Genomic DNA, 14416 nt, shown 5'->3' with positions numbered 1-14416 from the left:
TTTGGAAAAATGACAATTCACATTGGCGCCGAAAAAGGCGAAATAGCTGAAACCGTTCTTTTGCCTGGTGATCCGTACCGGGCAAAATGGGCAGCCGAGACGTTTTTGGTCGATGTTAAACAGGTCAATAACGTTCGAGGAATGCTTGGCTTTACAGGAAACTGGAAGGGAAATCCCGTAACAATACAGGGAAGTGGCATGGGAATGCCGTCTCTTTCAATTTACGTGAACGAGTTGATCCGCGATTACGATGCAAAAACCCTGATCCGCATTGGCTCGTGCGGGGGGATGCAGGACAGCGTCAAAATTCGTGACGTTATTCTGGCCATGACATCAACCACGCTGAGCACACCGTCGCGCGGCATCATGAAAGAGCTCAACTTTGCGCCCTGCGCCGATTGGGAGCTGCTGCAAGCTGCCGCCACAGCGGCTGCCGCCAAAGGAACGCCAACCCATGTTGGTGGAATTTACTCGTCAGATGTCTTTTATGACGAGCGTCCGGATCTCAACGAACAAATGGTGCGTCACGGCATTCTGGGGGTCGAGATGGAAGCAGCCGAACTGTATATTCTGGCCGCGCGTCATAAGTGCAGGGCGTTGGCTGTACTTACGATTTCGGATCACTTGTTGACCGGAGAGGCTCTGCCATCCTCAGAACGTGAAAGCAGCTTTGGCGATATGGTCGAGATCGCACTTCAGGCCGCATTCCCGAACAGCTGACAAAGCGCAGGTACCGAATATTGGTGCCTGCCGATCCTAACGCCCGTGCGAGCGATCATAACCGTTGCTCGCGGGGCTTCCCCACCCCTCCAAATCGCCTCTAGCCGGCGCAAAAACCTCGACCAGCAAGGGGTAGCACGCAGCTGTGTCCGAGGAATGCTCGGATGAACAATCCCCACCCGGACAGGCGCTGAGATTGCCCAGCAGATCAATCTCGGCAAAGAACTCCAGAAAATCTCCGGGACGTACGGGTGAGGCTTTCATGAAGTACTGACCAGTGTCGCGGGTGAAACCAGTGCACATGAAGACATTCAGAACGTCGTGCACCGCAGGCTCGGCTTCGATCAGCGGAATATTGAAGTGATCCGCAAGCGCGCGGGTCAGGTTGGAGTGGCAGCAATGGTGGTATTGCGTGCCGGACAAAAGGTTGCCCGTGTACGGATCGCATCGCGTGCCGATGACGTCATGAACCGACCCCCCATAGGTATCGATCCCGTACCACTCCAGCGTATCCGCAATAATCGTGGCCATCGGGCGCAGATGAGGGAAACTGGACCACATCCGCTCTCCGGTGGTCAGATGCGTGCCATGCAGCGCTCGGGTTTTTCCGGAATAGAAGCGTTCCGACAAGTCGTTTAGGTTCCAGACGTTCAGATCGCCAACCTGCGGCCCTTCGACGGAAGTGATGCGAAAGAAATGGCCGGCAGGCACTTCAAAACAACGCGCATCACGTGGCGGCACCAGCACTTCGCCCGTTTTGCTTGCACGTTCGCGAAGGGACCTCATCCAGCGCACATCGGGTCGCGGCAATGCCTCGTTCGGGTAACAGATGACAGGGGCCACCGCGCGACGGGATTCGGCATCTTCGGGAGGATGGATAGTGTTTTCTGAAACGGTCATGCCGGGCAGAGTGGCGCATTATTCAGCCCGCGAAAAGCACAATCTTTCAGGGATCACGCGCCCTCAAACACCGCAAAGGTTGGTCCAGTGCAGTGATTTCGGCACCGCAGAAGCTGCACCGCCAGATGCCGTGTCTCTTGTCCTGCCGCCACCTACACTCACGTGTCAGCACGGAATGGCGCGAGCGCCAGAGGAAATAGGCAAACACGCCGGCCACCAGAAGAAGCAGAAGAACAGGCATCCCTCTGCTTTGCCGATAAACCGTCAGTTTTCAAGTCTTGCCGCCCGTATCAGGCTGCGTTTGCGTATTCGAACAGCTCTGGTTCCTTGTCAGCCTTGGCAGGTTCGGGCGTGTAATAGGCCCATGCCTGTTCAAGCAGGTCCAGCGCTTCTTGGGCGTCGGTTTTCTGTTTGAATGTGTCTTTGCTCATTGGAGTGATCCTGATTAAAGCTCATCACTCCTCCCTGCCCAAAAAAATATAGCAATGCAGCCGGGGCTGCATCGCCTAATTTTGCAAGATGGACATGCGAAAATCGCAAATCGCGCCCGTGATTAAACCGCGCGCTCAACCATCATCTTCTTAATCTCGGCAATCGCCTTGGCCGGGTTCAGACCTTTCGGACAGGTCTTGGCGCAGTTCATGATTGTGTGACAGCGGTAGAGCTTGAACGGATCTTCCAGCTCATCCAGACGTTCACCCGTCGCCTCATCCCGGCTGTCGATGATCCAGCGATAGGCGTGCAGCAAGGCCGCGGGGCCAAGGTAGCGATCGCCGTTCCACCAGTAGCTGGGGCATGAAGTCGAGCAGCTGGCGCACATCACACATTCATAAAGACCGTCCAGCTTCTTGCGGTCTTCGATGGACTGCTTCCATTCCTTCGCAGGGCGATTGGTCTTGGTTTCCAGCCATGGCATGATGGACGCATGCTGGGCATAGAAATGGGTCAGATCAGGGATCAGGTCCTTGACCACCGGCATGTGCGGCAACGGGTAGATTTTCACGTCGCCCTTGATCTCATCCATGCCATAGATACAGGCCAGCGTGTTGATCCCATCGATATTCATCGCGCAGGATCCACAGATGCCTTCGCGGCAAGACCGGCGGAACGTCAAGGTCGGATCAATCTCGTTTTTGATCTTGATCAGCGCGTCCAGAACCATCGGACCGCACGTATCCATATCAACGAAATACGTATCGACACGCGGGTTCTGCCCGTCATCGGGGTTCCAACGATAGATCTGGAACTTGCGCACGTTCGTGGCGCCGTCCGGCTTTGGCCAGGTCTTGCCGGTGATAATCCGGGAATTCTTGGGCAGGGTCAGTTGAACCATGTCAATTCTCCATTCAGCACAAGGCCGCCTTTCAGCCTGTCCGGGCGCGGTCAGACGCCCCTCGGTTATAATGCCCCCAATGGGCGATGTTCACGTCGAAATCCGGAGAGAGCAAATCCGCAAGGTTTTGCGGATCGTCCTGATCGATATCAAAACGCAGAAAGCGTGGGTTGTCGTCGAAGAAAGCTTCGACCTCGGAATGGTGCACATCGTACATATGTGCCCAACCCCGTTTCACCTCATCGGCCGTTTGGCCATTGGCCTTGCAGCATCGCTCAAGGTACCTACCGCCGGAATGATTGGCACGGGATGCGATCCAGTCATCGCGATTGCGTGTGTTCAGCAAGAAAAAGGCGTCCGGGTAAGCCGCGTGCAGCTCTCGAAAGAACCTGGCGCCGTCCAGCATGAAACGCGAATTGACAAAGGCGATATCGGTGAAGGCCCGGATTGCCCCGAACCCATCCAGTGGCCTGCGGCCCATGGCAATGTTTGTAACCATTCGAAGGGCAAGGTTTTTTCCCTGATCATCTTCCCAATGCACCGAAGGGATCCCACTGTTCTGAAACAGCTTGTGAAACGAGGTCGTCGCACATCGGTTCAAGCCGATCAGGATTATCTTGGGATCGCTTTGCCCGGATTGGAGCTTCTCGACTGTCATTGAGAGCACCAGCAAAACATACGCCGCCGTCCGCCTGGGGTCTCAGCACTACATGCGCTTTTTTGAACGTCCTTCCGGCATTTGAAAGGACCAAAAGCGGTAGGCTTGGCTTCCCGGGTCGATATGGTGCTTGTGCCAGTCACTCGTTCATCTCCGCTCGAACACTTTGAACGCGGCAAAGCTGTTCTTTGAGGCATGAGCATGCCCTTTGACGGCAAACGGGTTTTCTTCTTCACAATAGAGTTGCCAGCCGGGCATGAAGTCTTCAATCCAGGCGGAATACGGGCGATGGCGAACATGTTGATTGGAAGGGTTCTGGTCAAAATCCGACGAATAGATACAGACAAAACGCTTTGCCAGTCCGAACAGCCGCCGCATGTAGTTTTCGAAAACGCTGTCTTCTGTCAGATGATAAATTACATCCAGCGAAAGAGATACGTCATGCGGCTCAACCTCAGAATCAGCGTTTTTGAACACCCAATTGGGCCGGGATCGAAAAACTTCATTGCAGCGCCGAACGCAAAGGTCAGAGACATCCAAACCGGTATATTTCGGGATATCAAACAATTGCGCCTGATTTCCGTCGCCCGACCCCAATTCCACAACCGATTCCAGGCCTTCCATCTCGACCATCGTGTTGATGAAATTCGCTTTGTAAACAGCAAGACGCCCGTAAGACCCCGCACCCGAGGTCTTGCCGCGCTCATATCGGCGTTGCCAATAATCAGTCGAAGAAAACTCAGCCATCTCGCCCCTATTCCTGACCAGCCCTTAGAACGTCCGCGCCTTCGGCGCGATTTTCTGCAGGCTGATACCGCCTTGGTCTTCGGTCGTCAGTGGATCAACGATGACCGGACGGTAGCTGAGCTCAACCTTGTTGCCCTCAACCCGGCTGACCGTATGAACGCGCCAGTTTTCGTCATCACGCTCGCTGAAGTCCTCATGCGCATGGGCCCCTCGGGATTCCTTGCGGGCCTCGGCGCCGACGATGGTGGCAAGCGCGTTTGGCATCAGGTTGGTCAGTTCAAGGGTTTCCATCAGATCGCTGTTCCAGACCAATGAACGGTCTGTGACTTTCAGGTCGTCCATCTTTGCGGCAATCGCTGTCATCTTCTCGAAGCCTTCGGCCATGGTCTTGGCGGTTCGGAACACGGCCGCGTCCGCCTGCATGGTCTTTTGCATCTCAAGTCGCAGATCAGCGGTTGGGATTGAACCGCTGGCATTACGCACAGCATCAAAACGGTCAAACGCCTTGTCTACCGACGCCTGGTTCAGAACCGGGTTCGCGGCTTCGGCGTCGACAACCTTGCCAGCCCGGATCGCTGCCGCCCGGCCAAAGACCACAAGGTCAATCAACGAGTTCGACCCCAGTCGGTTCGCCCCGTGGACCGAGGCACAGCCGGCTTCGCCAACGGCCATCAATCCAGGAACAATCGCCGTCGGGTCATCAGTGGTCGGGTTCAGAACCTCACCCCAATAGTTCGTGGGGATACCGCCCATGTTGTAATGCACGGTGGGCAGAACCGGTATCGGTTCCTTGGTAACATCCACACCCGCAAAAATCTTGGCGCTTTCCGAGATGCCAGGCAGGCGTTCCGCCAGAGCCTCGGCAGGCAAGTGGCTGAGGTTCAGGTGAATGTGATCCCCTTCGGCCCCTACGCCCCGTCCCTCGCGGATTTCCAAGGTCATCGAGCGCGAAACGTAGTCGCGCGGTGCGAGATCCTTGTACTGGGGCGCATAGCGCTCCATGAACCGTTCACCTTCCGAGTTTGTCAGGTAACCGCCTTCGCCGCGCGCACCTTCGGTGATCAGGCAGCCGGACCCATAGATGCCGGTTGGGTGGAACTGAACGAACTCCATATCCTGCAAGGCCAGCCCTGCTCGGGCCACCATGCCACCACCATCGCCGGTGCAGGTGTGGGCCGAGGTCGCGCTGAAATAGGCACGGCCATAGCCGCCGGTCGCCAGAACCACCATCTTGGCGTTGAAGACATGCATGGTGCCGTCGTCCAGTTTCCAGCAGACGACCCCCTGACACTGGCCGTCCTCGGACATGATCAGGTCGATGGCGAAATATTCGATATAGAACTCGGCGTTATTCTTGAGCGACTGCCCGTACAGAGTATGCAAAATCGCGTGGCCGGTCCGGTCGGCGGCCGCACAGGTGCGCTGTACCGCAGGACCCTCTCCGAATTCAGTGGTGTGCCCACCGAAGGGGCGCTGATAAATCTTGCCCTCTTCCGTCCGGCTGAACGGAACGCCATAGTGCTCCAGCTCGTAGACTGCCTTGGGTGCCTCCCGCGCGAGATACTCCATCGCGTCGGTATCGCCCAACCAGTCCGAGCCCTTGACGGTGTCGTACATGTGCCACTGCCAATGGTCGGGGCCCATGTTTGACAGCGACGCGGCAATGCCACCCTGTGCGGCCACGGTATGGGAACGGGTCGGGAAAACTTTGGTTACGCAAGCCGTGCGCAGACCTTGTTCTGCCATACCCAATGTCGCCCGCAGACCGGCCCCACCGGCGCCGACAACGACCACGTCATATTCATGCGTTTCGTATTCGTATGCAGCCATTTCTTTCAGCTCCGGGAATTAAAGGGCAATGCGCGCGATGGCGAAGATGCCGGCCGCAGCCGCACCATAGGACAGGCAGGTGACCAAGATGATCAGGACCTTTTCAAGCGTGCCGTGAACATAGTCCTCAAGCATCACCTGCGCACCGTCTGCGAAGTGTTTGAAGCCAACCGCCAGCGTCAGTGCTGCCACGATGGCTGGGAAAGGCCGCGAGTAATACTCAAGTACCACATCGAACGGCTGGCCCAGAACCGGGCCAAACGTGAAGACAAACAATGGCACAAGTATCAGCAGAGCCACCGAGCTGACTTTCATCGCCCAGAAATGGGCTGTGCCTGATTTCGCCGAGCCAAGGCCAGCGGCGCGCTTACGGTCGGTCAGATAACGCATGTCAGGCCTCCAATCACGCGACGATGACAAGGGTCAGAAGGGTCAGAACGACCGATCCGATGACAACCGCCCAGCCCAGCTTTGTCGCTGTGGGAAGGTCCAGACCAACCGCATTGTCCCAGATCAGGTGCCGAACACCGGCCAGCGTGTGATACCAAAGACCCCAAACAGACAGTGCCATCACCAGATCCCCAAGCATCGAGGTTATTACGCCGTTTGCCATGGCGAAAGCCTCGGGCGAAGTCGCTGCGGCCAGAAACCACCAGACAATCAACAACGCGGCCAGTAGAAGCGCGTTGCCAGTGATGCGTGTCAGGATGGATGTGATCGACGTTAGCTGCGGACGATAGATCGACAGATGCGGCGAAAGTGGGCGGTTGCCCCGATTTACATCGGCCATGGCGGCTCCTTTTCGGTTGGCTACCGAACGTTTTACTGGTTTTTGCGACACTGTCACGTGCTGCGGGTGCAAAAACCACTAAATTCAGTGCAAATTTACGGATAATTCAGGTATGTGATCACACAAAATATTCTCGTGATCACATATTACATTCTGCTTCATCAATGTTAGCGATTTCAAGGCCAAAGCGATGTGATCACGAATCTCTCAGCCTGTCACTTAAGGCCAGCCGTTTGCTGCGTCACTTCGCGCAGCAGTTTTTTGCGAATTCTATCCGGGTAGTCGGCGAACCCGGAGGCCGAAACGACAAAAGCACCTTCGCCCACAATGACATTCTCAAAGAAATATGCCGTCAGATCCGGTTCACTCTCTTCGATCGCCAACGCATTTACGACAATGCCGCGGTTCCGCAGAGCGGCATGAACCTGCGTTGGTTCGACCCCTTCATTGGATACGCCGTCCCCCGACAGATCGATCAGACGTCGTTTGCAATCTGAAACGGCATCAAAAGCATCCAGAGTCGTGTGCAACGCCTCACCTATCGCCGTCGAGAAATTCCGCCAGATGCGTGGATCTGCGGCAACCTGATCGGCAAAACGATCCAGTGAAGAGAAACTGTCGATACGGGTCCAGGGGATCGTGACCTGCTGACGCGATGACCCGGTCCATTGCACCAGCATCAACTGCGCCTGACCACGAACCAAAGCCTCGGACACGACCGGGTCGCGCAGACCGGCGGCCAACCCGTCCATCTGTATGCGGTACTCGTTGCTGTCGACCGAGCCGGAAACGTCCACCGCCAGGGCCAATGCCAGATCGCAGGCCTGAGCCGACGGGGCCAGACAAATACTGGCTAGTATCGCGCGCAGAAGATGCATGGTGCAAGCCTAGCACGGCTTGCACGCGAATGGTTCACATAACCGTCAGCTCTCCTATTGCGGCATGAGCGCCCAATAATCGAGGTCCAGAAGCACATCGGGCAAATACCGCCCCTCGTCGGTCTTCAACTCAAATGGAACACCGCCCTTGGTCGCCACCATGCGCAGACGGATCGCACCCACGCCGGGAACACCGGTTTCCGCTTTATCCAGTACTTCGGACCAGGCCTTGATCGTGTCGCCCGCGAAACAGGGGTTGGCATGTGCGCCACCATTCAGGCCAACAATCATCTGCGCGTTCGCAAGTCCATTGAACGACAAGGTCCGCGCCATCGAGATCACGTGCCCACCATAGATCAACCTGCCTTCCGGGCGGAACGTCAGGTCGAAATGCACCTTGGCGGTGTTCTGCCACAATCGCGTGGCCAGCATATGTTCGGCCTCTTCCACGGTGACGCCGTCCACGTGGTCGATTTTCTCACCGATTTCATAATCGCCCCAACGATGCGCTTCACCGGCCAAAGCGAAGTCGTAATTCGAGAAATCGAGGCCTTCAGGCACGATCAGATCCTGAGCGGTCAGCGCTTGCTTCAATTCGGGAATAACCGTTTCGGGCGCTGGCGCATCCACGTTTGCTTTGCGCACCATGACCCAACGGACATATTCGATGACCACTTCGTCCAATTGGTTCAATCCACGGGTACGGACCCAAACCACACCCGTTTTCCCGTTGGAGTTCTGCTTGAGCCCGATCACCTCGGACACGGATCGCAGAGTATCACCGGCATAGACAGGCTTCAGCCATCGGCCTTCGCCGTAGCCAAGGTTAGCAACCGCGTTCAGCGAGACATCCGGTACTGTCTTACCGAACACCAGATGAAACGCGGCCAGATCATCAAGCGGACTTTCCGGTAAACCACAATGCCGGGCAAATTCGTCCGAGGAATAAAGAGCGTGGCGTGCGGGATAAAGCGCGTGATACAAACCGCGTTCGCCCTCGGTCACTGTGCGTGGCACAGCGTGTTGCAGTACCTGCCCTACGGAATAATCCTCGAAATATCGGCCCGGATTTGTTTTTACCATTACTGCTGTCCCAGTTTCATGTCGGGGGAATAATCGGGCACGACCTCTTTGGTCACGGCCTGCGCACAGCGCATCTTGTTGGTGGACGGATCGAACGTATAGGACGGGTCGCCATACAACTCCCATCCCTTTGCCAGCGCATCCGACACCTTGTGACAGAAGGCTGACGTGTCCTCTTCGGTCAACAAACGATAGAGTTTCGCCATGGGGTCAGGTCCTCATGAGCCGAACGGAGACGGACCGACCAGGCCGTGGATATATCCGATAATCCCCAGCAGCACGATCGACGCCACAAAGAACATCGCATCCTTGCCGTAAGTCCCGGGTTCACCCGGCGCCCAGTCAGGTTCGGACTTGTTGATTACAATGACTTCGACCACAGCCCATGCCAGAAGACCGCCGAACAGGATGATCGAAGCCAGATCTCCGTTCACCAGCAAATGCGCAAAGGCCCACAGCTTGAACCCGCCGAGCATCGGATGGCGAAACTTGTTCAGCACCCGACCTTTGGTACCTGCAGGGCTCATCATGTAGATTGCGATAAGAACCAACAGATTATTGACGTGAATCAGGAAGGTCGGCGGCGCCCAGACATAGATGAAGTCGGTCATACGATAGCCGAACACCATCAGCAGGATCGACGCGACCAGTGCCAGAGCAACTGCCCCTTTGCCCCCGTCGCCCATTGCGGCGCGGCGTTCGGGTGCCACACGTTTGAATAGATGAGCTGCCCACCACAACGCGACGCCCAAGATCAGAAGAAAAAAGCCCATGCTGGCTTACCCCGCTTGCAAAGCTGATATTGCCTCTGCTTTTGCCAGAATTTCGCGGGCAGTTACAACGTGCAGATTTTCAACAATCTTGCCATCCACGACAGCAACACCCTGCCCTTGCGCTTCGGTCTCTTCAAATGCCGAGATTTGACGGCGGGCCAGGTCGATCTCATCATCCGATGGCGCAAAGGCTTTATTGGCCACATCGACCTGGGCCGGATGGATCAGCGTTTTGCCATCAAAGCCCATGTCTCGGCCTTGTGCACACTCATCGGCCAGACCCTCGGCATCCTTGAAAGCATTGTACACGCCATCGACGATGATCAACCCCTCGGCTTTGGCAGCCAACAGGCACAGACCCAGCGAAGTCATCATCGGCAAGCGATCAGGACGGAAGCGGGTTTGCAGCTCTTTGGCCAGATCGTTCGTGCCCATCACGAACCCGGCCATCAGCGGATGCGCAGCGATTTCCGCCGCGTTGAGCATTCCGCGCGGTGTTTCCATCATGGCCCAGATCGGCAATTCTCCGGTGATCGCCGCCAATGCATCTACGTCGGTCGCCGAATTCACCTTGGGCAACAGAACAACGTCGGCATCCATGTCGCGCACCGCCTCGGCGTCGGCACGCCCCCATTCGGTGTCCAGCCCATTGATCCGGACGATCTTGACCCGTGCGCCATAGCCCCCATCGGACAGGGCGCCTTTCAGCGTTTCGCGCGCGTTTTCTTTTTCGTCCGCTGCAACTGCATCCTCCAGATCAAAGATGATCGCATCCACGGGCAGAGTGCGGGCCTTTTCCAGGGCTCTATCCTTCGAGCCAGGGATGTACAGAACTGAACGATAGGGGCGCTGACGAGGATCCATGGACCACTCCCATTGAAATAAAGTTGCGCGGAATGGGGCATTTTTTGCAGTAAAGTTCAAGCATAAAATCGCCGCACTGCAGCAAGCCCGACGCAACGTGCGTTCCCTTAACTGGATTTCGTCCCTTGCCATCCACCCTGATCGGCAGATGGAACCGAAAAAGGGTACGGGATGCAAAAGACGGTGTTCAAGATGACAATGGGGCTTGGAATCATGGTTCTGGCCGCGCAGCACGTGCACGCTCAGGGTCAAAACTGTGCGCCTCGAGAAGATGTGCTGGAACGGTTGCTCGAGGCCTATGGTGAAACGCGCAGAGGTTTGGGGTTGGCCCGGAAAGGCGCAGTAGTGGAGCTTTTTGCCTCGAACGAAAGCGGCAGCTGGACCATCACGGTGACCATGCCCAACGGGATCACCTGCCTTGTGGCTTCGGGTCAGTCTTTTGAAGATGTCGCCGAGGCGCTGCCCCCCAATGCCTGATCAGGTAAACGAGTCCCAGATCAGCTTGCTGCCGGTAAGTGTCAGCAGCACATAGGCGAGCCCAAAGAACAGGCGTTCGGACAACATGAAATGTGCCCGGACGCCCAGCCATGCCCCCAAGATCGCAAAGGGTGTCAGCAACAAGCCCGCCCACAACGTCTGCCATGTGAACATGCCCAGATAAGCGTAGGGTACAAATTTCGCGATATTGATCACCCAGAAAACCAATACTGTGCTGGCCTGAAACTCGGTTTTGGTCAGCCGTTGAGACAAAAGATAGACAGCCGCCGGGGGGCCGCCGGCGTGGCTGACGAAGCTTGTGAAACCCGCGACCAGCCCGGCAAAAAGACCAGAAGACGGCGGCAGTCGCCTGGCAAACCCGCGCACCCAACCTTGCGATTGCGCCATGTGCCAAATCACGAACCCGACAGAGATGCCACCGATCAGCAGGCGCAGCAGGTCATCATCCGTTGCACGATAAAGCCACGCACCCATCGCCACGCCGGGTACCGCGCCCAGAATCAGCAGACGTGAATCCGGCCAACTCCACCGTCTCCAATACGGACCCAGTGTGGCCACGTCGATCACCATCAGAATCGGCAGCATCAAGGCCAAAGCCTGCCCGGGCGTCAGGATCAAGGCCAGAATCGACGAAGAGGCAAAGGCCACGCCAGAACCGAAACCACCCTTTGAGATACCGGCAAAGATCACTGCCGGGATCGCCACGGCAAAAAACATCAGGTTCAGTTCGAACATGTGACGGTCCCGGTTTTGGCTTATCTCAAAGGCCGTTTAGCGCAATCAAAGCAGGGCCTGCAAACGGTATGCGGTTGTATGCCACGTCGCAGAACCCTTGCCTATTGACGTTTTAACGACTAGCACAGCCGCGATTTCAATACCGACCGGAGATATTCCAAATGGCCAGACCCAAGATTGCGCTGATCGGCGCGGGGAACATCGGCGGCACGCTTGCACATCTCGCAGCTGTCAAAGAACTGGGTGACGTTGTCCTGTTTGACATCGCAGACGGGCTGCCGCAGGGCAAGGCGCTCGACATCGCTGAATCCGGCCCTTCGGAAGGGTTCGACGCCTCGATGAAAGGCACCAGCGACTATGCCGATATCGCTGGTGCGGATGTGTGCATCGTGACCGCAGGCGTGGCCCGCAAGCCGGGCATGAGCCGCGATGATTTGCTGGGCATCAACCTGAAGGTCATGAAGTCGGTCGGTGAAGGCATCGCTGCCCACGCACCCGATGCGTTCGTGATCTGCATCACCAACCCGCTGGATGCCATGGTCTGGGCCCTGCGTGAATTCTCGGGCCTGCCGCACAACAAGGTTTGTGGCATGGCTGGGGTGCTTGACTCGGCCCGCTTTGCACATTTTCTGTCGGAAGAGTTCAACGTCTCGATGCGCGACGTCACCGCATTCGTGCTGGGCGGCCACGGCGACACCATGGTACCGTCGGTACGCTACTCGACGGTTGCCGGTATTCCGCTGCCTGATCTGGTCGAGATGGGCTGGACCACGCAAGAGAAACTGGACGCCATCGTGCAGCGCACCCGTGACGGCGGCGCTGAAATTGTTGGCCTGTTGAAGACCGGTTCTGCCTATTACGCGCCTGCCACGTCGGCGATCGAAATGGCCGAGGCCTATCTGAAAGACCAGAAACGCGTTCTGCCATGCGCGGCCTACTGCAACGGCGAGCTGGGCGTCGATGGCCTCTATGTCGGCGTTCCGACCGTCATCGGTGCTGGTGGTGTCGAGCGTATCGTTGACATCAAGCTGAACGAAGACGAGCAGGCAGGTTTCGACAACTCTGTGAACGCAGTGAAGGGTCTGATCGACGCTTGCAAGGGTATCGACAGCTCGCTGGCATAGTAGCCTACCCCTGTCGCCTGTGGATCTGGCGACAGGAGAGCCAGGACAGAATAGAGCCCTGCCCGAGATTGTGGCAGGGCTTTTTACATTGCCCGACTTACATTGCCCGACCTAAACCCAACCTACCGGAACATGCCTAACCATCTAGCTACGGCCAGAAGCAGCCCCCCTAAAACGACTAACAGGACACACACCTCCCAGAAGGCGCTTGGGTTGCTTGCACCAGGCACGCCGCCGACATTGATCCCAAGAACCCCCGCGACCAGACTTAGCGGAAGAAACACCGCACTCACGACCGACAGAACTAGCATCCGGCTGTTCATGCGTTCGGCGCGCTGATCCATCAATTGGTCATGAATGATCTGGACTCGTTCGCGAACCGCGGCAAGGTCCTCGCCGATCCGATAGATGCGTTCCGATGCTTCGCGTAAACGTGACCGATCTTGCGCCTGGAGCCAGGGCAGGTCTTCGATTTCCAAGGTGGTCAGCGCATCGCGTTGGGGTACGAGGTAACCGCGCAGAACAATCGACGACCGACGGATCGCTGAAAGCTCTGTCCGCGAGATATCGGCATCCGGTTCCAAAAGGATTTCCTCAAGATCATCCACGCGCTCGTTTAGATCTGTGATCGCCGGCTCGGCCCGGTCGGCCAGCCGAAGCGCCATGCGCGCGACAAAATCACCGGGTGTTCTTGGGCCTTGCCCCCGTTCTATCGACGCCAGCAAATCGGAAACCGCGTCCAGTGGCCGACGCCAGACACCTATCACTTTGGCTTCCGTCAGCCACATCCGGACCGAAATCATATCTTCGGGTAGTTGATCCAGCAGCAGGTTTACGCCTCTCAGGTTCAGGATGACGCCGTCACCGTGTACGGTACACCGAGGCCGGGTTTCGTCAGCCATCAGCGCGTCAATCACAAATTCGTCCAACCCGCTGGCGCGCAGAAGCGATTGAGTGGCTGGCGCTTCCAGTCGCAGGTGCTGCCATGCGAACCCAACCCCGGTTTCCGGCGGTGACCAAACCGGAAAACTGTCGTCGTTTACCGTCGTCGCCCGACCCGCACCATCAAAGACAATCGTCAAGGCATCCGGAAGGCTGTGGCCTTGTGCATTCATCCTGTTGGACCCTTCTGGCTATCAATCTACCGCACCTTGCGGCATCGGGACACTATCCAACCAACTGACGACCGCCAAGCCCAAGCGACGCCAGAGACAGTCAGCGCTGCTGCGTTTTCCCGCGCTCGCATACGGTGTACGCTCCGCAAGTGTGACCGATGTTGTTAGCGTAAGCAGTAAGCTGAGCAGCGTAGAATGAGTTTTTTTGCACAAATCCTCGGATTGTCGAATCAAGCGTCGACGCGCACTGAATTTGTGATCACACGCGAAAAAACCGTGATCACAAAAGTTGAAAATCTTTGGCTAATCGCCCCGAGGAGTCAGAAAACCCTTTAAATCTGACGTTTAAACACCCCTATAACGTTTAA

The 14416-nt window shown here is 56.8% G+C and carries 18 protein-coding genes; 3 read left to right on the top strand and 15 right to left on the bottom strand.

The genetic code is table 11. The annotated features are described in order from the left end of the window. Nucleotides 1-9: 9 nt before the first annotated feature. Nucleotides 10-720 (top strand): purine-nucleoside phosphorylase, encoded by a 711-nt coding sequence (deoD, locus tag AC2FEB_RS11820; protein ID WP_117870320.1) that lies wholly within the window; start codon nt 10-12, stop codon nt 718-720. A 36-nt stretch (nt 721-756) separates the two neighbouring features. Here the strand turns inward: deoD and AC2FEB_RS11815 are convergent, their stop codons facing one another. The 13 genes from AC2FEB_RS11815 to AC2FEB_RS11755 all read right to left on the bottom strand — a co-directional run bounded on the left by AC2FEB_RS11815 (nt 757) and on the right by AC2FEB_RS11755 (nt 10576). Beyond that, nucleotides 757-1620, bottom strand: coding sequence for an urea carboxylase-associated family protein (locus AC2FEB_RS11815; protein WP_117870322.1), 864 nt, complete (start codon nt 1618-1620; stop codon nt 757-759). A gap of 290 nt (nt 1621-1910) precedes the next feature. Continuing rightward, nucleotides 1911-2051 (bottom strand): hypothetical protein, encoded by a 141-nt coding sequence (locus AC2FEB_RS11810; protein WP_162896825.1) that lies wholly within the window; start codon nt 2049-2051, stop codon nt 1911-1913. Nucleotides 2052-2173: 122 nt separating this feature from the next. Beyond that, a complete protein-coding gene (locus AC2FEB_RS11805; protein WP_117870326.1) occupies nt 2174-2953 on the bottom strand; it encodes a succinate dehydrogenase iron-sulfur subunit in 780 nt (259 codons plus the stop codon). A gap of 31 nt (nt 2954-2984) precedes the next feature. Then, nucleotides 2985-3611, bottom strand: coding sequence for a sulfotransferase (locus AC2FEB_RS11800; protein WP_117870328.1), 627 nt, complete (start codon nt 3609-3611; stop codon nt 2985-2987). Nucleotides 3612-3758: 147 nt separating this feature from the next. After that, nucleotides 3759-4358, bottom strand: a complete 600-nt coding sequence (locus AC2FEB_RS11795; protein ID WP_496672303.1) for a class I SAM-dependent methyltransferase — start codon at nt 4356-4358, stop codon at nt 3759-3761. A gap of 24 nt (nt 4359-4382) precedes the next feature. Then, nucleotides 4383-6188, bottom strand: a complete 1806-nt coding sequence (sdhA, locus tag AC2FEB_RS11790) for a succinate dehydrogenase flavoprotein subunit (protein WP_496672306.1) — start codon at nt 6186-6188, stop codon at nt 4383-4385. An 18-nt stretch (nt 6189-6206) separates the two neighbouring features. After that, nucleotides 6207-6578, bottom strand: coding sequence for a succinate dehydrogenase, hydrophobic membrane anchor protein (gene sdhD, locus AC2FEB_RS11785; protein ID WP_117870336.1), 372 nt, complete (start codon nt 6576-6578; stop codon nt 6207-6209). A gap of 13 nt (nt 6579-6591) precedes the next feature. Continuing rightward, complete coding sequence (sdhC, locus tag AC2FEB_RS11780; protein ID WP_496672309.1) at nt 6592-6978, bottom strand: succinate dehydrogenase, cytochrome b556 subunit; 387 nt, start codon at nt 6976-6978, stop codon at nt 6592-6594. Nucleotides 6979-7193: 215 nt separating this feature from the next. Then, nucleotides 7194-7856: a DUF1194 domain-containing protein gene (locus AC2FEB_RS11775; protein WP_117870340.1), complete on the bottom strand. Its 663-nt coding sequence runs from the start codon at nt 7854-7856 to the stop codon at nt 7194-7196. 54 nt (nt 7857-7910) lie between these two features. After that, the gene (locus tag AC2FEB_RS11770) at nt 7911-8939 is read right to left on the bottom strand and encodes a MaoC family dehydratase (protein WP_496672312.1); all 1029 of its coding nucleotides are present in this window, start codon (nt 8937-8939) and stop codon (nt 7911-7913) included. Then, nucleotides 8939-9145: a DUF1737 domain-containing protein gene (locus AC2FEB_RS11765; RefSeq protein WP_496672315.1), complete on the bottom strand. Its 207-nt coding sequence runs from the start codon at nt 9143-9145 to the stop codon at nt 8939-8941. Before AC2FEB_RS11765 ends, AC2FEB_RS11770 begins: the two co-directional genes overlap by 1 nt. A 12-nt stretch (nt 9146-9157) precedes the next feature. After that, nucleotides 9158-9712, bottom strand: a complete 555-nt coding sequence (locus AC2FEB_RS11760; RefSeq protein ID WP_496672317.1) for an NnrU family protein — start codon at nt 9710-9712, stop codon at nt 9158-9160. A 6-nt stretch (nt 9713-9718) separates the two neighbouring features. Then, nucleotides 9719-10576, bottom strand: a complete 858-nt coding sequence (locus AC2FEB_RS11755) for an HpcH/HpaI aldolase/citrate lyase family protein (protein ID WP_496672320.1) — start codon at nt 10574-10576, stop codon at nt 9719-9721. Nucleotides 10577-10747: 171 nt separating this feature from the next. Here AC2FEB_RS11755 and AC2FEB_RS11750 point away from each other — a divergent pair, with 171 nt between their 5' ends. Continuing rightward, entirely contained in the window at nt 10748-11053 is a 306-nt protein-coding gene (locus tag AC2FEB_RS11750; protein ID WP_496672323.1) for a hypothetical protein, read from the top strand. On the opposite strand, the gene AC2FEB_RS11745 is transcribed toward AC2FEB_RS11750, so the two are convergent. After that, nucleotides 11054-11809: a sulfite exporter TauE/SafE family protein gene (locus AC2FEB_RS11745; protein ID WP_496672326.1), complete on the bottom strand. Its 756-nt coding sequence runs from the start codon at nt 11807-11809 to the stop codon at nt 11054-11056. Between the two features lie 161 nt (nt 11810-11970). Between AC2FEB_RS11745 and mdh the strand changes: the two genes are divergently transcribed. Continuing rightward, nucleotides 11971-12933, top strand: a complete 963-nt coding sequence (mdh, locus tag AC2FEB_RS11740; RefSeq protein WP_117870353.1) for a malate dehydrogenase — start codon at nt 11971-11973, stop codon at nt 12931-12933. Nucleotides 12934-13055: 122 nt separating this feature from the next. Here mdh and AC2FEB_RS11735 read toward each other — a convergent pair whose 3' ends face one another. After that, the gene (locus tag AC2FEB_RS11735; RefSeq protein ID WP_496672329.1) at nt 13056-14048 is read right to left on the bottom strand and encodes a zinc transporter ZntB; all 993 of its coding nucleotides are present in this window, start codon (nt 14046-14048) and stop codon (nt 13056-13058) included. Nucleotides 14049-14416 lie beyond the last annotated feature (368 nt).

This window comes from Ruegeria sp. YTSC106, assembly GCF_059609765.1.
Note: the sequence above shows the minus strand (reverse complement) of the source record. Positions and strands in the feature narration are given on the sequence as shown.